The sequence below is a fragment of the Amycolatopsis sp. WQ 127309 genome, assembly GCF_023023025.1.
Classification (GTDB): domain Bacteria; phylum Actinomycetota; class Actinomycetes; order Mycobacteriales; family Pseudonocardiaceae; genus Amycolatopsis.
Genome location: NZ_CP095481.1, coordinates 8,257,789 through 8,277,081, shown reverse-complemented (window position 1 = coordinate 8,277,081; position 19,293 = coordinate 8,257,789). Strand labels below are relative to the sequence as shown.

General features: G+C 71.0%; 21 protein-coding genes. 6 read left to right on the top strand and 15 right to left on the bottom strand.

What is annotated here, in order from left to right; translation table 11 throughout:
- Window positions 1-17: 17 nt before the first annotated feature.
- A complete protein-coding gene (locus MUY22_RS36710) occupies window positions 18-1,808 on the bottom strand; it encodes a non-ribosomal peptide synthetase (protein WP_247051768.1) in 1,791 nt (596 codons plus the stop codon).
- Window positions 1,809-2,238: 430 nt separating this feature from the next.
- On the bottom strand, window positions 2,239-2,721 hold the full coding sequence (locus MUY22_RS36705) for a MarR family winged helix-turn-helix transcriptional regulator (protein ID WP_247051767.1): 483 nt from the start codon (window positions 2,719-2,721) through the stop codon (window positions 2,239-2,241).
- Window positions 2,722-2,945: 224 nt separating this feature from the next.
- Here MUY22_RS36705 and MUY22_RS36700 point away from each other — a divergent pair, with 224 nt between their 5' ends.
- Window positions 2,946-5,234 (top strand): excinuclease ABC subunit UvrA, encoded by a 2,289-nt coding sequence (locus MUY22_RS36700; RefSeq protein ID WP_247051766.1) that lies wholly within the window; start codon window positions 2,946-2,948, stop codon window positions 5,232-5,234.
- 55 nt (window positions 5,235-5,289) lie between these two features.
- Window positions 5,290-6,465 carry an LLM class flavin-dependent oxidoreductase gene (locus MUY22_RS36695; RefSeq protein ID WP_247051765.1) on the top strand — a complete coding sequence of 392 codons (1,176 nt, stop codon included), beginning with the start codon at window positions 5,290-5,292 and terminating at the stop codon, window positions 6,463-6,465.
- 4 nt (window positions 6,466-6,469) lie between these two features.
- On the opposite strand, the gene MUY22_RS36690 is transcribed toward MUY22_RS36695, so the two are convergent.
- Together MUY22_RS36690 and MUY22_RS36685 are read right to left on the bottom strand one after the other, a co-directional pair.
- Entirely contained in the window at window positions 6,470-7,672 is a 1,203-nt protein-coding gene (locus MUY22_RS36690) for an RNA polymerase sigma factor (RefSeq protein WP_247051764.1), read from the bottom strand.
- Window positions 7,669-8,013 (bottom strand): YciI family protein, encoded by a 345-nt coding sequence (locus MUY22_RS36685; protein ID WP_247051763.1) that lies wholly within the window; start codon window positions 8,011-8,013, stop codon window positions 7,669-7,671. The genes MUY22_RS36690 and MUY22_RS36685 overlap by 4 nt, the downstream gene beginning before the upstream one ends.
- 70 nt (window positions 8,014-8,083) lie before the next feature.
- Here MUY22_RS36685 and MUY22_RS36680 point away from each other — a divergent pair, with 70 nt between their 5' ends.
- Window positions 8,084-9,130 (top strand): site-specific integrase, encoded by a 1,047-nt coding sequence (locus MUY22_RS36680; protein ID WP_247051762.1) that lies wholly within the window; start codon window positions 8,084-8,086, stop codon window positions 9,128-9,130.
- 1 nt (window position 9,131) lies between these two features.
- On the opposite strand, the gene MUY22_RS36675 is transcribed toward MUY22_RS36680, so the two are convergent.
- Window positions 9,132-9,296: a hypothetical protein gene (locus tag MUY22_RS36675; protein WP_247051761.1), complete on the bottom strand. Its 165-nt coding sequence runs from the start codon at window positions 9,294-9,296 to the stop codon at window positions 9,132-9,134.
- Between the two features lie 26 nt (window positions 9,297-9,322).
- Here MUY22_RS36675 and MUY22_RS36670 point away from each other — a divergent pair, with 26 nt between their 5' ends.
- On the top strand, window positions 9,323-9,832 hold the full coding sequence (locus MUY22_RS36670) for a CGNR zinc finger domain-containing protein (RefSeq protein WP_247051760.1): 510 nt from the start codon (window positions 9,323-9,325) through the stop codon (window positions 9,830-9,832).
- Here the strand turns inward: MUY22_RS36670 and MUY22_RS36665 are convergent.
- The gene (locus MUY22_RS36665) at window positions 9,829-10,479 is read right to left on the bottom strand and encodes a class I SAM-dependent methyltransferase (RefSeq protein WP_247051759.1); all 651 of its coding nucleotides are present in this window, start codon (window positions 10,477-10,479) and stop codon (window positions 9,829-9,831) included. The two genes, MUY22_RS36670 and MUY22_RS36665, sit on opposite strands and share 4 nt — an antisense overlap.
- A gap of 100 nt (window positions 10,480-10,579) precedes the next feature.
- Between MUY22_RS36665 and MUY22_RS36660 the strand changes: the two genes are divergently transcribed.
- A complete protein-coding gene (locus MUY22_RS36660) occupies window positions 10,580-11,356 on the top strand; it encodes an SGNH/GDSL hydrolase family protein (protein ID WP_247051758.1) in 777 nt (258 codons plus the stop codon).
- Here MUY22_RS36660 and MUY22_RS36655 read toward each other — a convergent pair.
- From MUY22_RS36655 to MUY22_RS36630, 6 genes are all read right to left on the bottom strand, one after another.
- The gene (locus tag MUY22_RS36655; RefSeq protein ID WP_247051757.1) at window positions 11,336-11,950 is read right to left on the bottom strand and encodes a TetR/AcrR family transcriptional regulator; all 615 of its coding nucleotides are present in this window, start codon (window positions 11,948-11,950) and stop codon (window positions 11,336-11,338) included. The genes MUY22_RS36660 and MUY22_RS36655 overlap by 21 nt on opposite strands.
- Entirely contained in the window at window positions 11,931-12,407 is a 477-nt protein-coding gene (locus MUY22_RS36650) for an SRPBCC domain-containing protein (RefSeq protein ID WP_247051756.1), read from the bottom strand. Before MUY22_RS36650 ends, MUY22_RS36655 begins: the two co-directional genes overlap by 20 nt.
- Window positions 12,404-12,724, bottom strand: coding sequence for a metalloregulator ArsR/SmtB family transcription factor (locus MUY22_RS36645; RefSeq protein ID WP_247051755.1), 321 nt, complete (start codon window positions 12,722-12,724; stop codon window positions 12,404-12,406). Before MUY22_RS36645 ends, MUY22_RS36650 begins: the two co-directional genes overlap by 4 nt.
- Complete coding sequence (locus tag MUY22_RS36640) at window positions 12,724-13,017, bottom strand: VOC family protein (RefSeq protein WP_247051754.1); 294 nt, start codon at window positions 13,015-13,017, stop codon at window positions 12,724-12,726. Before MUY22_RS36640 ends, MUY22_RS36645 begins: the two co-directional genes overlap by 1 nt.
- 26 nt (window positions 13,018-13,043) lie before the next feature.
- Window positions 13,044-14,573: an FAD-dependent monooxygenase gene (locus MUY22_RS36635; RefSeq protein ID WP_247051753.1), complete on the bottom strand. Its 1,530-nt coding sequence runs from the start codon at window positions 14,571-14,573 to the stop codon at window positions 13,044-13,046.
- Between the two features lie 81 nt (window positions 14,574-14,654).
- Window positions 14,655-15,275: a TetR family transcriptional regulator gene (locus MUY22_RS36630; protein WP_247051752.1), complete on the bottom strand. Its 621-nt coding sequence runs from the start codon at window positions 15,273-15,275 to the stop codon at window positions 14,655-14,657.
- 169 nt (window positions 15,276-15,444) lie between these two features.
- Between MUY22_RS36630 and MUY22_RS36625 the strand changes: the two genes are divergently transcribed.
- A complete protein-coding gene (locus MUY22_RS36625) occupies window positions 15,445-16,791 on the top strand; it encodes an MFS transporter (RefSeq protein WP_247051751.1) in 1,347 nt (448 codons plus the stop codon).
- Between the two features lie 63 nt (window positions 16,792-16,854).
- Here the strand turns inward: MUY22_RS36625 and MUY22_RS36620 are convergent, their stop codons facing one another.
- From MUY22_RS36620 to MUY22_RS36610, 3 genes are all read right to left on the bottom strand, one after another.
- Window positions 16,855-18,222, bottom strand: a complete 1,368-nt coding sequence (locus tag MUY22_RS36620; protein WP_247064290.1) for an SPFH domain-containing protein — start codon at window positions 18,220-18,222, stop codon at window positions 16,855-16,857.
- A gap of 88 nt (window positions 18,223-18,310) precedes the next feature.
- Window positions 18,311-18,784: an SPFH domain-containing protein gene (locus MUY22_RS36615; protein WP_247051750.1), complete on the bottom strand. Its 474-nt coding sequence runs from the start codon at window positions 18,782-18,784 to the stop codon at window positions 18,311-18,313.
- Window positions 18,785-18,795: 11 nt separating this feature from the next.
- Window positions 18,796-19,230: an NfeD family protein gene (locus MUY22_RS36610; protein WP_247051749.1), complete on the bottom strand. Its 435-nt coding sequence runs from the start codon at window positions 19,228-19,230 to the stop codon at window positions 18,796-18,798.
- Window positions 19,231-19,293: the final 63 nt, after the last annotated feature.

Here is a 19,293-nt window from a genome sequence, read left to right as displayed (position 1 = left end):
TCGGTTCGGTCTGCCGCTCACCTGGCGGCGGCGCCGGCCCGCAGGGACTCGACGTGCTCGGCGAGCTTGCGGACGGTGCCGTGGCGGAACACGTCCTCGGGCCGGACCTCGACCGCGAAGACCGACTGCAGGCCGGAAGCGAACTTCACGAAGTGCAGGGAATTGCCGCCGTGCCCGACGAACGGGTCGGTGACCGAATAGTCGTCACTGCCGATGATGTCGCGCCACATCTGAAGAATGACCGTTTCGAGGGGGTTCGACATGCGCTGCTCCTTTTCTGCTCGGGGATCTTCCGACGATCGGGCGCGCGGGTCGTGCAGTGCGGCCCGGTCGATCTTTCCGTTGAGGTTCGCCGGCATCGCTTCGAGCCGGCGGAAGTCCGACGGGATCATGTGCTCCGGCAGGGAATCGGCGAGTTGCGCGATCAGTTCACCGGTGCCGATCTCCTGCCCGCTCCACGTCGTGTAGAACGCGACGAGGCTCTTTTCGTTCGCTTCGTTGCCGAACGCCTTGACGACGGCGTGCTCGACGTCGTCGAAGGACTTCAGGGCGAGTTCCACGGCGCTGGTTTCGACACGGAACCCACGGATCTTCACGAGACTGTCGGACCGGCCGACCAGGACGACGTCGCCGTCCGGGGTCAGCCGGGCGAGGTCGCCGGTGCGGTAGCGGGTGCCGCCGTCGACGAACTTCTCGGCTTGGGCGTCCGGCAGGTTCAGGTAGCCGTTGGCGACACCGGTGCCGCCGATGCACAGCTCGCCGACGTCGCCCGGCGGGCACGGCTTGAGGTCCTGGTCGAGCACGTCCATCGTGACGCCGGTGAGCGGCTTGCCGACCGGCACCCGGTCGAGGTCGCGGACCTCGGGCGTGATCGGGTACAGCGAGGAGATCGCGGAGTTCTCGGTGCAGCCGTAGCCGTTGAAGATCGCGGCGGTGGTGTGCTCGGCCGCGGTCGCCAGGTGCGCCGGTGACGGGAAGTCGCCGCTGACCATGATCACGCGCAGCTGCCGCAGGGCGTCCAGTTCGTTGTCGACCAAGAGGTTGAACAGTCCACAAGGCAGGCTCAGCACGCTCACGCCGTGCTTGGTGATCACGTCGCGCAGGTCGGACAGCGACGGCAGACCGGGCGGCAGCAGCACGAGCTCGGCGCCGTTGAGCAGGCTCAGCCAGAACTCGTTGCCGGACGCGGCGAAGGAGAACGCGGCCAGCTGCACCAGGCAGTCGTCCGGGGTGATCGTCAGCTTCGGGTCCGCGACCGCGAGCCGGGCGAGGCCGCGGTGGGCGAGCCGGACGCCCTTGGGCCGGCCGGTGGAGCCGGAGGTGAACAGGATGAACGCGTCGTCATCGGCGGCCGGCGCCTGGTCGAGATCGTGGTCGTCCTGGGACGCGCTTTGCTCCATCAGGTCGGCGACGTGCGCCTGCCGGACCGGCAGGTCCGCTTCCGCCAGCGACGGCTGTCCTTGGTGGACGACCGTGCGCAGGCCGGTCTCCTCGACGATGTGGCGGATCATCTTGGCCGGGTAGGCCGGGTTCAGCGGGACGACGCAGCCGCCCGCCTTGAGCACCGCGAGCAGCGCGACGACGAGGTCGGCCGAGCGGTCCAGATAGAGACCGGCCGGGGCGCCGTCACGCACCTGCGTCAGGCGCAGCGTCCGGGCCAGCCGGTTGGCGCGGGCGTTGAGGTCCGCATAGGACACTTCGGGGCCGTCGCCGCTCAGCGCCGTCCGATGTGGACGCAGCGCGGCGGCGCGTTCGAACAGCCGCGGCAGCACAAGCTCGGGCACGGCCGGGTTCCCGTCGACGGGCATGGATCCCCCTGTTCGGTGCCGATGGCGATCGCCTTTACCGCAAGGAAGCGGCACTAATGATCAATTCAGGCGAGATGATTTCTTTTCAGCAACCAGTATGCAAACGGCCCGGAAGCCTGTCAACCGCGGGCAATATCAATGACCCAGCGTTGCCTTTATCGCCTGAAAACGATTACCCGAGAAAATTGTTTTTCGCCGCGAATTCGCGCGCGTACGGTACCGGCCATTGTGGTCACGGCAACCCGGGCACGGGAATCCGATGTGGATTTCCGACGGTCAGCGGTGCGCACTGGTCCGATCGGCGGAGAGGCGTCGCACGAGCACTCGCGTGCACACGGGGTGACGTCGGCGCGAGCGCGTTTGAGCCGGTCACGGCCGGGGAAACCGTAACGGGACGTGCGCGTCTGGGGGCCAGGCGTGACCGCGCGGATCAGACGTCGCGAAGCGGGAAAGGCTGGGGTGTGGAGTGCAGTGCGTCGGCGACCTTCTGGCAGAGCTCGGCGAAGAGCTGCGCTTCGCCCGATGTGAGCGCGACGCCGGCGACCTTGGCCGTCTCGCGGCGGCCCTGAGCGGCCCGCATGAGGAACTCTTCGCCCTCGGCGGTCAGCGAGGTCGTCTGCTCGCGCCGGTCGGTGCCGCGGGAGGCCTGCTCGATCAGGAACTGGTCCTTGAGCACGCGCAGCACCTTGGACGTGCTCTGGCGCGAGATGCCCAGGGACTCGCCGATCGCCGAGGGCGTCAGCGGGCCGTGGATCCGCAGGGTTTCGAGCACGTCGTACTGCGACCAGGTGATCTTCTCCGGCGTCGCGCGTGTACGCCGCGCCACCAGCACGCATTGCATGTACGACAGCGCGTTCTCGAGTTCGCCGGGTGGGCCCGGCGGAGCGGTCGGGGAACCGTGGAACTTGGTCATAACCCACCTCCGCTTTCGCGGGAAAGCGCACCGCAATCGGAAAGCCCGAGGATATCATCTTCCGTTCGCCCACAGGCCATACGGCGCTCGCGATACACCGGCTGCCGGTCCGTCACCCGGCCGTGACGAACTCGGGATGGTAAAGTGATTGCCCGAAGGCAATCAATCGTCCGATCGACCACCGGGTCGCGTGGCTTCGGCCCCGGGACGAGGAGGCGCAGGTCATGGCGAACCGGCAGACCCGCCGCACCGGCGGCCACATCGTGCTCGAAGGTGCGTGTGAGAACAACCTGAAGAACGTCTCGCTCTGCATCCCCAAGGGTGAGATCACCGTGTTCACCGGCGTATCGGGCTCGGGGAAATCGTCGATCGTGTTCGACACGATCGCGGTCGAGTCCCAGCGCCAGCTCAGCGAGACCTTCAGCTGGTTCATCCGCAACCGGCTGCCCAAGCACGAACGCCCGCGCGCGGAACGGATGTCGAACCTGTCGACGGCGATCGTGGTGGACCAGAAGCCGATCGGCGGCAACGCCCGCTCCACGGTCGGCACGATGAGCGAGATCCACGCGATGCTGCGCGTGCTGTTCTCCCGCTACGGGAAGCCGAGCGCGGGATCGTCGAACCTCTACTCGTTCAACGACCCGCAGGGCATGTGCGAGGAGTGCCAGGGCCTGGGCAAGACCACCAAGCTGGACCTGGACCTGCTGATCGACCGCGACAAGACGCTCAACGACGGCGCACTGGACTCCCCGCTGTTCGCCATCGGCACCTACATGTGGCAGCTCTACGCGCAGTCCGGACTGTTCGATCCGGACAAACCGCTGAAGAAGTTCACGAAGAAGGAGTGGGAGCTGCTGCTGCACGGCGGCGGCTTCCGGGTGGACCGCTCGGGCAAGCGGCAGAACTACTCGAACGAGTACGAGGGTGTCGTCGTCAAGCTCAACCGCCGGTACCTCAAGAACGGCCTCGACACGCTCAAGGAGCGTGACCGCCGCGAAGTGGAGAAGATCGTCGCCGCCGGCCCGTGCGCCGTCTGCAGGGGCGGCCGGCTGAACCAGGCCGCGCTGGCGTCGAAGATCAACGGCAAGAACATCGCCGGCCACTGCGCGCTGGAGGTCAGCGAGCTGATCGCCGAGCTGAAGGCGATCGACATCCCGGCGGCGAAGTCGGTGCTCGCGGGCGCGCTCGCGGCACTGGAACGCGTCGAGTCGATCGGGCTGGGTTACCTCAGCCTCGACCGGGAGACCTCGACGCTCTCGGGCGGTGAGGGCCAGCGGCTCAAGACGGTCAAGCACCTGGGCAGCAGCCTCACCGACCTCACCTACGTCTTCGACGAGCCGAGCGTCGGGCTGCACCCCCGTGACGTGCACCGGCTCAACGAGCTGCTGTGCGCGCTGCGGGACAAGGGCAACACGGTGCTGGTCGTCGAGCACGACCGCGACGTCATCGACATCGCCGACCACGTCGTCGACATGGGCCCCGGCGCCGGCACCCACGGTGGTGAGGTCGTGTTCGAGGGCACGGTCAAGCAGCTGCGCCGCTCCTCGACGCTCACCGGCAAGTGCCTGACGCACATCCCGGGGCTCAAGGAGGGCTTCCGCGAGCCGACCGGGCAGCTGCCGATCAAGCAGGCCGACCTGCACAACCTGCACGACGTGTCGGTCGACGTCCCCACCGGCGTCCTCACCGTGGTGACCGGCGTGGCGGGCTCGGGCAAGAGCACGCTGATCTCGGGCTCGCTGCGCCGGCAGCACCCGGACGCCGTGATGATCGACCAGTCGGCCATCGGGGTTTCGACGCGGTCGACGCCGGCGACCTACCTCGACGTCATGGACGTGATCCGGAAGCTGTTCGCCGAGGCCAACAACGCGCAGCCGGGGTTGTTCAGCTTCAACTCCGAGGGCGGCTGCCCGGAGTGCAAGGGCCGCGGGGTCATCGAGACCGACCTGGCCTACATGGACCCGGTGACGACCGTCTGCGAAGCGTGCGACGGCCGCCGCTACCGCCCCGAGGTGCTGGACAAGACGTTGCGGGGCAAGAACATCGTCGACGTCCTCGCGCTGACCGTCGAGGAAGCCCTCGGCTACTTCACCGAAGAGCCGATCACGAAGAAGCTCGAACTGCTGACCGAGGTCGGGCTGTCGTACCTGACGCTGGGCCAGCCGCTCTCGACGTTGTCCGGTGGTGAGCGGCAGCGGGTCAAGCTCGCGCACCGGCTGCGCGAGACCGGCAACGTCTACCTGTTCGACGAACCGACCACCGGCCTGCACATGGCCGACATCGGGCACCTGCTGGACCTGCTCGACCGGCTCGTGGACGGCGGCAACACGGTCGTGGTGATCGAGCATGACCTCGACGTCGTCAAGCACGCGGACTGGGTGATCGACCTGGGCCCGGAGGCCGGCCGCCACGGTGGCCGGGTGCTGTTCGAGGGCACCCCGGAAAAGCTGCTCGAGGACAAGAAGTCCTACACCGCCGAATATCTGCGCGCGGATCTCGACCACGCCAAGTGATTTCGGCGTTTCCCCTTGACCTGAAAGAAGAACAACTATCCGATAGGAGATGCGCATGTCCCGTGGCACCACGAAGGACCGCCTCCCCGACGGGCAGCTGCGATTCGGCTTCATGTGGCTCAGCTCGCCGACCCCCACCGCGACGTCCAAGGCGGTCGCCGACCGCAACCCGGACGCCCTCGACCCCGCCACGCAGATGGACCTGGCCCGCCGGGTCGAAGACATCGGCATGGACTACGTCTTCTTCGCCGACGGCTACATCACCCACGGCGAGAACAGCGCGCGGATCGGGCACGCGCAGCCGCACATCTCGGCGCCGATCTACGCGCCGGTGGTGATGGCCGCGACCCAGCACATCGGCGTCGTCACCACCATGCACACCCGCTACCTCTCCCCCGGTGTCATCGCCCGCCTCGGTGCCAACCTGGACGCGCTCAGCGGCGGCCGCTGGGGCTGGAACATCGTGCCCGGCTGGAAGACGCCGGAGGCCGAGCTGGTGGGCGCGCCCACCGACACCGACCACGACCTGCGCTACAAGATCACCACCGAAGCCGTCGAAGCGGTCAAGACGCTGTGGGCCGCGCGCGGCGAGCACGTCGAGTTCCACGGCGAGTACCACGACCTGCGCGGCAGCCTGATCGGCCCGCACATCGAGCAGCAGCCGTGGCCGTGCCTGTTCAACGCCGGTGTCTCGGCGGCCGGGCAGGAGCTGATCGCGGGCACCTGCGACTTCGCGTTCACCCCGCTGCCCGACGACTACTCGAAGGTCCGCAAGACCGTCGACTCGCTCGCCGCGCGCACCGAGGCGGCCGGGCGGTCGCCGCTGGACGTCAACATGGCCGGCGCGGTCGGCGTGCTGCTCGGCCGGACCGACGCGGAGGCGCAGGAGAAGTTCGAGTGGGTCCGCGACTCGCTCGACATGGGGGCCGCCCGCGACATCGCGACCGAGCTGATGGGCGGCAGCGAGACCTACCAGGAGAACTACGAGGGCGAGTTCGACGACATCGCCCGCACGATCGGTCTCGCGTGCGGGAGCAAGGTGCTGGTCGGCTCGCCGGAGACGGTCGCCGAGCAGCTCCTGGACCTGCACGACGAGACCGGCGTCCGCGGGTTCATGTTCCTGCCGGTGATGTACGACGCCGAGCAGATCCGGCTGATGGGCGAGGTCTTCCCGTACCTGCAGAAGGCGAACGTCTGGACCCCGCCGGCCGAACGCGGCTGGAGCTGGTGACGCGCTAGCCGCACGCGGCGAGTTTCCGTTCCAGCAACGCTCTTTCCGCGGCGTTGCCGGTCAGCTCGATCGCCGTCGTGTACGCCGTGACCGCGTCCGGCCGGCGCCCGAGGCGCTCCAGCAGGTCCGCGCGGATCGCGTGGTAGAGCGGGAATCCGCCGAGGTCGAGGTCCTCGACCAGGATGAGCCCGGCGGCGGGCCCCTCGACCTCGGCGACGGCGATCGCCCGGTTCAGCGCCACCACCGGGGTCGGGGTGAGTGCGAACAGCTGGTCGTAGAGCTGCTTGACCTGCGCCCAGTCGGTGGGGGCGTCGCTGTGGACGGCGTTGATCGCCGCCTGGATCTGGTACGGGCCCGGCTGGTTCCGCCGCAGGCAGCGGCGGACGATCTCCTGGCCCTCGGCGATCAGGCCCGCGTCCCACCGGGCGCGGTCCTGATCGGCCAGGAGGACGAGGTCGCCGTCGGCGGTGGTGCGGGCGCCGCGCCGGGAGTCGACGAGCAGCATCAGCGCGAGCAAGCCCCAGACCTCGGGTTCGTCCGGTAGCAGGCCGGTGAGGACCCGGGTGAGGCGGATCGCCTCACGGCACAGGTCTTCGCGGACCAGGTCGGCGCCGGCGCTGGCCGTGTAGCCCTCGGTGAAGATCAGGTAGAGCACGGCGAGCACCGCCGCCAGCCGGCCGGGCAGGTCGGCGTCCTGGGGGACGCGGTACGGGATGGCGGCGTCGCGGATCTTGTTCTTCGCGCGGACGATGCGCTGGGCCATCGTGGCCTCGCCGACCAGGAACGCGCTCGCGATCTCGGCGGTGGTCAGGCCGCCGAGCAGCCGCAGGGTGAGCGCGACCTGGGCGGCGGGGGCCAGCGCGGGGTGGCAGCAGGTGAAGATCAGCCGGAGCCGGTCGTCGGGCACGGCGCCCTCCTCGACAGGCTCGGCTCCGGTGTTCGAAAGAGCGGCGTGCAGCAGCGCGGCCTGGGCGTGCTTGTCCGCGCGCGCGGACTCGCGGCGCAGCCGGTCGACGGCCCGGTTGCGGGCGGTGGTGATGATCCAGCCGGCCGGGCTGGGCGGCTGCCCGGTCTCCGGCCACCGCCGGACGGCCTCGGTGAACGCGTCCTGGACGGCTTCCTCGGCGATGTCGATGTTCCCGAAGACCCGCACCAGCACGGACACCGCTCGCCCGTACTCGGCGGCGAAGACGCGTTCGACGCTCATGTGCCGTCGGCGAAGGGCCGCACCTCGACGGGCAGCGGCGCGACGGCGTCGGCGAGCCGGCGGCCCCACGCCAGGGCGGCGTCGAGGTCGGGCGCGGTGATGATGGTGAACCCGCCGAGGTGTTCGCGGCCTTCGGCGAAGGGCCCGTCGGTGCGGAGCGGCTCCCCGGCCCGCACCACGGTGGCGCTCGACGGCGGGTGCAGTCCCCCAGCGAACACCCAGGCCCCGGCCGCCTTGAGGTCGGCGTTGAGCGCGTCGAGCTTCCCGGTGACCCCGGCGAGCACGTCCGGCGTCGGGGTCGGGCCGTCGGGCTGGTAGATGCTGAGCAGGTAGTGCGGCACGGCAGGATCATGGCACGACGACCCGCGCGGGCTCCGGTCCGCGGAGATCGACATCCCGTAACCTCGGCGGGTGCCTGGCGACCTGGAACCGGTGACCGACGCGGCCCTGGCCGCCGCGAGCCCGGAAGACCGGCTCGCGCTGCTGGACGAGGCCGCCACGCGGCACGTCGACGGGCAACGGCCGCCCAACACGCTCAAGGCCTACGCGCAGGACTGGCAGGTGTGGCAGGACTACACCGCCGAGACCGGGATCCCGCCGCTGTCGGCGTCGATCGGCGCGCTGACCGGGTTCGTCGTGTGGCTCGAACGCGGGCGGACGCTGCGCCCGGACGAACGTGTCGTGCCCGAGGTGCCGGAGCGGGCCGCCCCGGCGGCGCCGTCGACGATCGAACGGCGGCTGACCGGCGCACTCGCCGGGCTGCGGCACCACAAGGTCGTCATCGACACCGAGGCGAGCCGCGCGGCCTGGCGCGCGTTGAAGGGCTACCGGCAGCGGCTCGCGCGCGAAGGCGTCAAGCTCGGCCGCGGCAAGGCCACCATGGTCACCCTCCCCGACCTGCGGGCGATGTCGCGGGCCTGCCCGGACACCCTCGCCGGCGCGCGCGACCGGGCGATGCTGCTGATCGGGTTCCCGATCGCCGCGCGGTGCTCGGATCTGGCGAACCTGCTGGTCACCGACGTCGAGCCGGTCGACGACCGGGGCCTGGCGATCACCGTGCGGCACGGCAAGAGCACCGGTGACATGGTCGTGCCGCGGCGGGAGAGCCCGGACACCGATCCGGTCCGGGCGTGGCACGCGTGGCGCTCGGGCGCCGGGATCGGCGACGGGCCCGCGTTCCGCCGGGTCGACCGGCACGGCAACGTCGGCGTGCCGGCGCTGAGCACCACCGGCGTCAACCAGATCCTCACCCGGGCCGGTGTCCGTGCCGGGCTGCCGTACCCGGTGACCGGGCACTCCCTGCGGTCCGGCTTCGCCACGGAGGCGCGCCGCGCCGGGGCCGACGACCTCGCGATCGCCGACCAGGGCCGGTGGGTGCGCGGCAGCCGTGCGCTGTACGAGTACATCCGCCGCGTCGACCAGTGGGACGACAACGCGGCGGGCGTGCTCGACCTCTGACTCACCGGGTCAGCTGCCCTCTCGTCGCGCCGACGACTTCGCCGTCGAGGCGCGCGAGCCAGCTGCCGCAGACGCAGCGCACGTACTCGAGCCGGTGGGAAACGGGCTGGGCCGCGGGCAGTTCGGCGAGCGGCCAGCCGCAGCGGGGGCAGCGGGTGATGTCCATACCCCCGATCGTGCTGTAATGACTCAGTGCACTTCAACCCTTACGGCGGACCGGCCGCACAGGTCGCCGCCGACCTGGTCAACGCGGGTTCGGCCAGCGAGCTGTTCGACGCGATGGCCGGCAACGGCATGTCCATCGCCGCGCTGACCGGCGACGAGGCCGCGCGCATCGGCGCCTGGGCCGCCCGGCTGCGGCCGGTGTTCGCCGCGACGCCGGCCGAACGCGTCGACCTCGTCAACGCGCTGCTCACGGAGTCGGCGTGCCGGCCGTACATCACCAGCCACGACGGCAAACCGCCCCACCTGCACTACTCCGAGGAGGACGCCGGCCCGGTCGGCCGCGTCCGCGCCTACACCTCCGGCGGCCTCGCCCACCTGGTCTGCGAAGCGCCGGACCGGCTCGGCATCTGCGGCCGCGAAGGTTGCGAAACGGCGTACGTCGACACCTCGCGCAACGGCCGCCGCCGCTTCTGCTCGACCCGCTGCGCGACCCGCGTCCACGTGGCCGACCACCGCGCCCGGCAGCTCACGTCCTAGTTCCCCGCCCGCCAGGCGAGGACCATCGGGCTGGGCTCGCCGCCCTCGGCGAACCGCTCGAACGTCAGGCCCGCGTCGAGCACCGCGTGCAGCAGCTCGGGCAGCGGCAGGTGCGCGGCGCCGACCTTGTCGCGCAGGCCCTGGTCGGTCCACGACGCCGTCGTCCAGCCGGCCTCCCGGTAGCCGGGCCGGATCACGACGGCGCGTTCGTCGGAGCGGTCGGCGAACCCGCCGCAGAAGCACGGGTGCACGCCGACGTGCACGAACACGCCACCAGGCGCCAGCACGCGAGCGACCTCGCGCAGCACGGCCGGGTAGACGGGCATGTCGGTGTGCACCATCACGGCCACGACGGCGGGCAGCGACCCGTCGGCGAACGGCAGCGCGCCGGCGTCACCGCGTACCACCGGCAGCCGGTCCGCCGCGTAGCGCAGCATGCCTTCGGAGACGTCGACGCCGAGCGGGATCCGGCCGAGCGACCGGATCAGGTCCGCGTGGACGCCGGTCCCGCAGCCCACCTCCAAACACGGTCCGGAGCCCGGGCCGAGCAGCTCCCGCACGACGGTCCGGATGGCGAGGGGGTCGTCGCGCTGCCCGGCCAGGAAGGACGTCTCGTACCACTCGGCGATCGCGTCGTAAGCCGTCATGGCTCCCGTGTACCGCTCCGCGCCGGAGCGGAGCCAGGGATTCCGCGAAGGGCGGAACCGGGTCTCCGGGTGATCGACGTCGCTGCTTAGACTGGATCACATGAGCAAGCGCTTAGTAGCACTGGGGGACTCGTTCACCGAAGGCGTCGGGGACGACGATCCGGCCGCTCCCAACGGTGTGCGCGGCTGGGCCGACCGCACCGCCGAGGAGCTCGCGGCCCACGAGCCGGGCTTCCGGTACGCCAACCTCGCCATCCGCGGCAAGCTGATGGGACAGGTGCTCGCCGAGCAGCTCGAGCCGGCCCTGGCCATGGCGCCCGACCTCGTGACGCTCTACGCGGGCGGCAACGACCTGATGCGGCCCAAGGTCGACATCGACGCGCTGATGGACGCCTACGAGACCGCCGTCGCCCGGATTCGCGCGACCGGGGCCCGGCTGGTGCTGTTCACCGGGGTCGACGGCGTCGAGGACCCGCTGTTCCGCACGATCCGCGGCCGGGTCGCGATCTACAACGAGCACGTCCGCGGGATCGCGGCCCGCCACGACGCGCTGCTGGTCGACATGTGGGGCATGCGGCAGCTGCGCGACCGGCGGCGCTGGGCGCCGGACCGCTTGCACCTCAACGCTTTCGGCCACACCGAGGTCGCCATCGCGGTGCTGGACGCCCTCGGCGTGACGCACCCGCTCACCGCGGCCACGCTGGGCCCGCGCGAGGTGCTCAGCCCCGCCGAGCGCCGCAGCCGGAACCTCCGGTGGGCCCAGGAGCACGCCGTGCCGTGGGTGCGGCGCCGGCTGCGCGGCGAGTCGTCCGGGGACACGATGACCGCGAAGCGGCCCACGCTGGAGCCGATCGGCTCAGCCGCGCTCCCCCGCTGACGCGCGGGGGCGGAGACCATCGAAGAGGATCGCCACGGCCCGGTCGCGCAGGCGCGCGTCCGGGCCGGCGTACTCGGCGGCCCGCGCGGTGCCGATGATCACCGTGATCAGCTCGCCGACGACGAGGTCGTCGCGGACCGCGCCGACGCCCTGCGCCCGCGAGAGCAGCACGCCGAGCGACTCGATCAGCCGCGCGCCGATGTCGGACTCCGTCTTCGGCACGGTGACGCCGGCCGCGGTGAGCGCCTCGAAGTAGGCGTTCTTGGCGCTCGACATCTCGATCCAGCTGGTCAGGAACGCGAAGAACGCACCACCCGGGTCGCCGGACTCCGCCGCGACGACGCTTTCGGCCTCGTCGACGAACCGCTGCAGCCGCGCGTAGAGCACCGCTTCGAGGAGGGCTTCCTTCGTCGGGAAGTGCCGGAAGACGGTGCCGATGCCGACCCCCGCGGCGCGCGCGACCTCTTCGGTGGGTGCCCCGGTGCCCTTGGTGGCGAAGACGCTCTCGGCGGCTTCCAGCACGCGCGCCCGGTTGCGCCGGGCGTCGGCTCGCAGCGGCTTCGACTCGGTGGGTTCAGCGGCGGCGGGGGTCACCACCCGATGGTAGCTGTGCCTCGTCGGTCAGCGTGTCCAGCAGCCGGGCCAGGGCCCGCGGTACGTGGGAGCGCCAGCCGCCGCCCATGATCCGCCGGGACATCCGCTGGAACTCGTCGTCGGGGTCGAACCCCTCGTGGCTGAGGAAGAGCCGGGTGCCGGTGCCTTCGGGTTCGAGGCGCCAGGTGACCGTCCACTGCGGACCCCAGCGGATGCTGAGCTTGCGCTCGGGTTCGACTTCGAGCACCTCGCAGGCCACCGGCCCGCCGGCGAACCCGGCGGCGGGCACCGGCTCGGCCAGCAGCTCGAACCGGTGCCCCACCACGGGTCTGATGTCGTTGGGCATGCTGATCCAGCGTTCGAGCAGGTCCGGTTCGGTGAGCGCGCGCCACACCTTGCGGGCCGGGTGGGCCAGGAACTGGTCGACGTGGATCGCGATCGGGTCGTCGTCGGTCACAGGTCCTCTTCCTGGTCCAGCAGGTCACGCAGGTTGGCGAGTTTGCCGCGCCAGAAGCGTTCGTACGGGGTGAGCCAGTCCGCGACCTCTTCCAGCGGGGCCGCCTCCAGCCGGTAGACGCGGTTGCGGCCGTGGCGCTGTTCGTCGACCAGGCCGGCCTCCCGGAGCACCCGCAGGTGTTCCGAGAGACTGGGCCGGGCCATCTCGAACCGCTCGGCGATCGCGCCCGCGGCCATCGGGCCGTCGAGCAGCAGCCGCAGCACCTCCCGCCGGGCCGGGCTGGCCAGCGCGGCGAAGACGTCGTCGTTGACCGGCATCAGCGCGGCCGGTTTCCGATGTCGGCCGCCTCGAGCAGGCCGATGCTGTGGCCGTCGAGGTCGGTGGTCTGCAGTCGGAAGTGCCGCGGACCGGCCTCTACGCCGATGACCTGTCGGTCGGTCAGCACGACGCCGGTCCGTGCGCCCTTCGGGGCGACCATCACGAAGTGGCCGCCCTCGGGCGTGCGGCGGTCGACGAGCGTGCCGAACCCGAGTTTCCCGACGTAGAAGTCCCGCGCGCGGGCGTGGTCGGCGACGGGCGGGGTCAGGAACTGGACGTGGGTGACCGGCATGCGGCCGACAATACGTAGGAGATCTCCTACATGTCAACCGGGCTGCCGAACCACCGCTCCAGGGCCGCCCGCAGCGCCTTCCGATCGGTGTCGTCGGGATCCGCCGCGCTCGTCGCCCAGGCGACGTACCCGTCGGGCCGGATCAGCATCGCGGTCGCCTCCTGACCGGCCTTCCCGGTGATGACGTCGACGCGGCCGGCCCAGCCGGCCACCTCGGCGCCCAGCGAGGCCGCCGGGGTCAGGTCGAGCAGCAGCGGCCGGGCCGTCCTGGTCAGCTCGGCGAGCCGCACTCCGTTGGCCGGCACCAGATCCGGGGCCCAGCGGCCGTCGAGCGGGTGGGCGGTGCCCGGCTCGTAGCGGATGTCGGCGCCGGACATCAGGTCCGCGATGTGCTGCACGGTGCTCGGCTGCCGCAGCAGCTCGCCGAACAGCTCCCGCAGTGCCGTGACGTCACTGCCCGGCGCGATGAGCGCGGACTGGGCCTGCGAGTGCATGACGACCCGCTCCGCGACCGGGCGGCGTTCGGCCTCGTAGGTGTCGAGCAGCCCGGCCGGCGCCCGGCCGCCGATCTCGGCGGCGAGCTTCCAGCCGAGGTTGACCGCGTCCTGCAGGCCGAGGTTGAGCCCGGGCCCGCCGATCGCGGAGTGGACGTGCGCCGCGTCGCCGACCAGCAGCACACGACCGGCGCGGAACCGGTCGGCGAGCCGGGTGTTGCGGCCCTTCAGCCGGCGCAGCAGGTGCGGGCCGTCGCCTTCGGGCGGGCCGATCGGCAGGTCGAAGCCGAGAACCCGGCGGACGCTCGCGCGCACCTCGTCGAGGGTCACCGGACGGTCTTCGTCGTCCTCGGCGTCGTCGCCCCACTCGATGGCGGTCACGCCAGTGCCCGCGGCCAGCGGCGCGTAGACGAAGAGCCCGTGTTCGGTGCGGTAGTGGAACAGCGGCGGGATCACGCCGTGGCCCGGCACGCGCAGGCCGCCGGTCGCGGCGTCGATCAGGTCCGCGGGCACGGTGGCGCTGGCGCTGTAGGAGATCGTGCGATCGTCGGTGACGCCGGGGAACCCGATCCCGGCGAGCTTGCGGGTGACGCTCTTGCCGCCGTCCGCGCCGACGACGTACCGCGTGGTCAGCGCGTAGGGCCCGTCCGGGCCGGCGACCTCGACGGTGACCTGCTCGTCGTCCTGGGTCAGGCCGGTCAGCGCGTGGCCCCGGCGGATTCCGACGCCGAGTTCGGCCGCGCGCTCGCCGAACGCGGCTTCGATCCGCCGCTGCGGGACGGGGAGGATGTTCAGCGGGTTGGGCTCGGCGAGGGTGAGGTCGAGGCGCAGCGCCCCGAACACGAAGGCGGGCACGGGCGGGCCGATCGGGCCGGCCAGCCGCTCGTGCAGGCCGCGGCGGTCGAGCAGGCGCACGACCTGGCCGACGAGCCCGTTCGCGCGGGGCGTCGGGCTCGGTTCGGGCAGTGCCTCGAGGACGATCGGGCGGACTCCGGCCAGGGCCAGCTCGCAGGCGAGCATGAGGCCGTTCGGTCCGGCTCCGGCGATGACGACGTCTTCCATGGCGGAACTCCTTGTGCTGAAGCGGAAAAGGGCATGACGAACTCGCCCGGCGGATGCCGGGCGCCCCAGTGGTGCGATAGGTCAGCGCGGTTCGGGCAGGCCGGCGGCGAGCCGGCCGAACACGTCCCGCAGCAGGGTTTCCATCGACGGCGGCGGGTCGCTGCCGAGCCACTGCTGGATCACGACGTGGTGCGCGGCCCCGACCACGGCCGCCACCAGCTGCGGGTAGACGTCCGTGGCGGCGTCGGTGCCGGTGCGTTCGGCGACGGCGAGGGCGAACTCGGCCTCCCCCGCGGTCACCGCCTTGTGCATCTCGCCCTGCAGCGCGGGCTCGGCGACCATCAGCCGGACGCCCTCGATCCACGCCTGGTCCGGCGCGCGCCCCTGCCCCTGCTCGCCGAGCGCGAACCCGGTCAGCACGGCGTGGGTGACGGCCTCCCACAGCGGCTCCCCGACCGGCCGCTCGCGCAGCGCGGCCGCGATGGCCCGCGACCGGTCGTACTGGCGGGCCGCGATGGCCTCGCCCTTGCTGCCGAAGTAGTTGCTGAAGGTCCGGGTGGACACCCCGGCCTCGGCGGCGATGTCCTCGACCCGGACGTTGTCCAGCCCCCGTTCGACGGTGAGCCGGATGGCCGCCCAGCTCAGCGCGACGCGCGTCTCCTGCTTCTTGCGCTCACGGAGGCCGCCGGTGTCGAGGTCCATGACCCCAAGGTACCGAAACTTGCCGAATCTGCAAACCTGCCGATTCGGCAACTTTGATGGAGCCGCCGGAAGTCCTTCACGGCTTGAACAACTTCTCCGTCATCGATCGCCGAATTCGTCGAGGACCGTCACACTGTTGTGTGACGTCGGTCACCGGAGGTGTTGATAGATGGTCCTCGGAGACAATGGAATCACTCACAAGGTGGAGCCGGACAGCAAGTCAGGGCGGGTGCAAGTACGGCGTGCGGCGCTGGCGAGCTCGATCGGCACGACCATCGAGTGGTACGACTTCTTCCTCTACAACACCGCGGCCGCCCTCGTTTTCCCGCACCTGTTCTTCCCCGCGTCGAGCGCCTACGCCGGGGCGATGCAGTCCTTCGCGACCTACGCGGTCGGGTTCGCGGCCCGCCCGGTCGGGGCCGCGATCTTCGGGCACTGGGGTGACCGGATCGGGCGCAAGACGACGCTGATCGTCACGTTGCTGCTGATGGGCATCTCCTCCGGCGTGGTCGGGCTGCTGCCCGGGACGGCGTCGATCGGGTTCGCGGCGCCGTTGATCCTGGTGCTGCTGCGGCTGGTCCAGGGCATCGCGATCGGCGGCGAGTGGAGCGGCTCGGTGCTGCTCGCGATGGAGTGGGGCGACCAGAAGAAACGCGGGCTGCTCGGCAGTTTCGCGCAGATCGGCGTGCCGGTCGGGCTGGTGCTCGGCACCGGCGGCATGACGCTGCTCTCGGCGACGCTCTCCCCCGCGTCCTTCGACTCCTGGGGCTGGCGGCTGCCGTTCCTGGCCAGCCTGATCCTGGTCGCGATCGGCCTGGTGATCCGGCTGAAGATCCTCGAGACGCCGATGTTCGCCAAGCTCATCGAGAAGGGCGAGACCGCGAAGACCCCGGTGCTCGACGCGATCCGCCAGCACTGGCGCGAGATCCTGCTCTCGTCCGGGGTGCGTTTCAGCGAGCAGATGCCGTTCTACCTGTTCACCAGCTACGTGCTGATCTACGTCGTGGCGCGCCACGACTTCAGCAAGACGTTCGTGCTCAACGCGGTGCTCGTCGGCGCCGCACTGGAACTGCTCATGATCCCGTTGTTCTCGCAGCTGTCCGACCGGTACGGCCGCAAGAAGGTCTACCTGACCGGGGTGGTGCTCACCGGGCTGATCGCGTTCCCCTACTTCGCGATCCTGACCAGCGGCGGGCACGCGCTGGTGTTCGTGATCGTCGTCGTGTCGTTCATCCCGCACGCGCTGCAGTACGGGCCGCAGGCCGCGCTCATCGGCGAGAGCTTCCCGACGCACCTGCGGTACGGCGGCGCGGGCCTGGGCTACCAGCTGGCGTCGGTGTTCGCGGGCGGGCCGGCGCCGCTGCTGGCGACGTGGCTGCTGCACCAGACCGGGACGCCGTACTCGATCTCGGGCTACATCGTGCTGTCGGCGATCGTCTCGGTGGTGTGCGTGATCTGGCTGAAGGACCGCTCCCACGCCGACATCGACGACGCGAGCGTCTACCGCCGGGCCTGAAACGCCGTGAAGGCCTCCTTACCGGCCATAAGAGCCGGTAAGGAGGCCTTCACGGACCAGACGTCAGCGGCGCGGGCCACCGAACGGGGGCTGCTGCGGGAACGGCCCGCTGCCCGGGTTCTGCTGCTGGCCACCGAACTGCCCCGGCGGCGGGGTCTGCGGCGGCGGGCCCTGGTAGGCCCCGCCCTGCGGCGGACCGGAGTGCTGCTGGGACTGCAGGGGCGACTGCGGCTGGGGCAGGCCGGCGGGCGGCGTCGATGCCTGCTTCGGCGGTGCGGGCGCGGGGGTGACCTCGGTGCCGCGGTCCTCTTCCGCCTCGGGCTCCGGCGCGGGAGCCTGCTGCTGCTGCGGACGCGGGATCTGCGGCCGCGCGGGCGGTGCGCTGCTCGGCACCCCGAGCGCCGGGACCTCCTGGCGCGCCACGGCTTCCGCGGCCGCGACGGCCTCGGCGACCTTCGGGTCGCTCTTCGTCTCGAACCAGTCGGCGACCTCTTCGTCCTCGAGCTCGGGCTTGGCCGGGACGTCGTCGTCCTTCGCCGGCTCGTAGCGGAAGACGCCGTCGTCGCCCGGAGCGCCGAGCGCGCGGGCGAAGCCTTCGAGGGCCTTGCCGTAGTCGCTCGGGATCATCCAGACCTTGTTCGCGTCGCCCTGCGCCATCTGCGGGAGCGTCTGCAGGTACTGGTAGGCCAGCACCTCCGGCGTCGGGCGGCCGGCCTTGATCGCGGCGAACACCTTCTCGATCGCCTTCGCCTGGCCCTGCGCCTGCAGGTAGCGCGCGGCGCGTTCACCCTGCGCCCGCAGGATGCGCGACTGCCGCTCGGCCTCGGCGGCGAGGATGGTGGCCTGGCGGGCACCTTCGGCCGAGAGGATCTGGCTCTGCTTCTGGCCTTCCGCGGTCTTGATCGCGGACTCCCGCTGACCTTCCGCGGTGAGGATCATGGCGCGCTTCTCACGGTCGGCGCGCATCTGCTTCTCCATCGAGTCCTGGATGGAGGGCGGCGGGTCGATCGCCTTGAGCTCGACGCGGCCGACGCGGATGCCCCAGCGGCCGGTCGCCTCGTCGAGCACGCCGCGCAGCTGGGTGTTGATCGAGTCGCGCGAGGTCAGGGTCTGCTCGAGGCTCATGCCACCGACCACGTTGCGGAGCGTGGTGGTGGTGAGCTGCTCGACACCGACGATGTAGTTCGAGATCTCGTAGACCGCGGCACGCGAGTCGGTGACCTGGAAGTACACGACGGTGTCGATCGACACCGTCAGGTTGTCCTCGGTGATGACGGGCTGCGGCGGGAACGAGACGACCTGCTCGCGCAGGTCGATCCGGGCCCGTACCTTGTCCAGGAACGGAACCAGGAAGGTGAGGCCCGGTGACGCCACTGTCCGGAACCGGCCCAGCCGCTCGATCACGGCCGACTGCGCCTGCGGCACGACCATGATCGCCTTGGCCACCACGATGATCACGAACAGGACCACCGCGATGACGGCTATGAGCGCTGCTGTCCCCAAGAGACCTTCTCCTTACCTAGTACCATTCTTGCGCGGTTGACGGTGTTCCGGGCGCCGCGGGCGGATTCACCGTGAGCTCGAGCCCCTTGGTGGTGATCCCCCAGCGTCCCGTGGTGTCGTGCAGGACCGTCCACACTGTACGGTGCAGGTCCTCCGGTGCGGCGACGGCACGCTCGGCGGTCGTCAGCCCGGTCTCCCGCCGCAGCGCGGTCAAGGTCAGCTGTTCGATCGCGATGGCCGGGTTGCCGATTTCGTAGGTGGCCAGCCGCGGGTCCGTGACGGCGAAAGTGACCTCGAACCCGACGAGGACCTCGTGCCCGTCACCCGCTTCGACGGCCCGCGGCGGGCACGACAGGATCTGGTCGCCGAGGTCGACGCGGGCCCGGACGCTGTCGGCGAACGGGGTCACGAAGTGCCGGCCGGGGCCGAGCACGGTGCGGAACCGCCCGCCGCGCTCGATCACCGCGGCCCGGCCTTCGGGCACGCGCACCAGGCCGAGGCTCACAGCTCGGCCGACACGACGGCGGTGGCCCCGGCGATCTCGACCACGGTGACCGCGGTCCCGGGAGCGATCGGCTCGTGCTGTTCGGAAATGCTGCGCGCGGACCAGACGTCCCCGGCGAGCTTCACCTGCCCCGCTTCGAAATCCACTGTGGACACCACGACGGCGCGGGCACCGATGAGCGCGTCGATGCCGGTGCGGTGACCGGTGCCGGCGAAGAACCGGCGTTTCAGCGCGGGCCGGACCAGCACGAGCATCCCGACCGAGGTCACGGCGAACACGACGGCGTCGATCAGCAGGTTCCCGGTGAGCACGTCGGAGCCCGCACCGAACAACGCGGCGACGCCGAGCATGATCAGCACGAAGTCGCCGGAGAGGACTTCCGCGATCATCAGGGCGATGCCGACGATCAACCAGACCACTGCCCATGCCATGGCTTCATGCTCTCAGATCGTGCCGGTTCGCACCGGCGGAGTGACGGGAAGTGACCCACGCGT

Excerpts from the sequence above, each read along its gene's own strand:
- MUY22_RS36690 (WP_247051764.1), bottom strand. The coding sequence starts at position 7,672 with ATGAGCGTCGAACGCGTCTTCGCCGCCGAGTACGGGCGAGCGGTGTCC.
- MUY22_RS36700 (WP_247051766.1), top strand. The coding sequence starts at position 2,946 with ATGGCGAACCGGCAGACCCGCCGCACCGGCGGCCACATCGTGCTCGAA.
- MUY22_RS36625 (WP_247051751.1), top strand. The coding sequence starts at position 15,445 with ATGGTCCTCGGAGACAATGGAATCACTCACAAGGTGGAGCCGGACAGC.
- MUY22_RS36710 (WP_247051768.1), bottom strand. The coding sequence starts at position 1,808 with ATGCCCGTCGACGGGAACCCGGCCGTGCCCGAGCTTGTGCTGCCGCGG.
- MUY22_RS36675 (WP_247051761.1), bottom strand. The coding sequence starts at position 9,296 with ATGGACATCACCCGCTGCCCCCGCTGCGGCTGGCCGCTCGCCGAACTG.
- MUY22_RS36620 (WP_247064290.1), bottom strand. The coding sequence starts at position 18,222 with ATGGTCGTGCCGCAGGCGCAGTCGGCCGTGATCGAGCGGCTGGGCCGG.
- MUY22_RS36705 (WP_247051767.1), bottom strand. The coding sequence starts at position 2,721 with ATGACCAAGTTCCACGGTTCCCCGACCGCTCCGCCGGGCCCACCCGGC.
- MUY22_RS36660 (WP_247051758.1), top strand. The coding sequence starts at position 10,580 with ATGAGCAAGCGCTTAGTAGCACTGGGGGACTCGTTCACCGAAGGCGTC.
- MUY22_RS36695 (WP_247051765.1), top strand. The coding sequence starts at position 5,290 with ATGTCCCGTGGCACCACGAAGGACCGCCTCCCCGACGGGCAGCTGCGA.
- MUY22_RS36645 (WP_247051755.1), bottom strand. The coding sequence starts at position 12,724 with ATGCCGGTCAACGACGACGTCTTCGCCGCGCTGGCCAGCCCGGCCCGG.
- MUY22_RS36665 (WP_247051759.1), bottom strand. The coding sequence starts at position 10,479 with ATGACGGCTTACGACGCGATCGCCGAGTGGTACGAGACGTCCTTCCTG.
- MUY22_RS36610 (WP_247051749.1), bottom strand. The coding sequence starts at position 19,230 with ATGGCATGGGCAGTGGTCTGGTTGATCGTCGGCATCGCCCTGATGATC.
- MUY22_RS36640 (WP_247051754.1), bottom strand. The coding sequence starts at position 13,017 with ATGCCGGTCACCCACGTCCAGTTCCTGACCCCGCCCGTCGCCGACCAC.
- MUY22_RS36635 (WP_247051753.1), bottom strand. The coding sequence starts at position 14,573 with ATGGAAGACGTCGTCATCGCCGGAGCCGGACCGAACGGCCTCATGCTC.
- MUY22_RS36630 (WP_247051752.1), bottom strand. The coding sequence starts at position 15,275 with ATGGACCTCGACACCGGCGGCCTCCGTGAGCGCAAGAAGCAGGAGACG.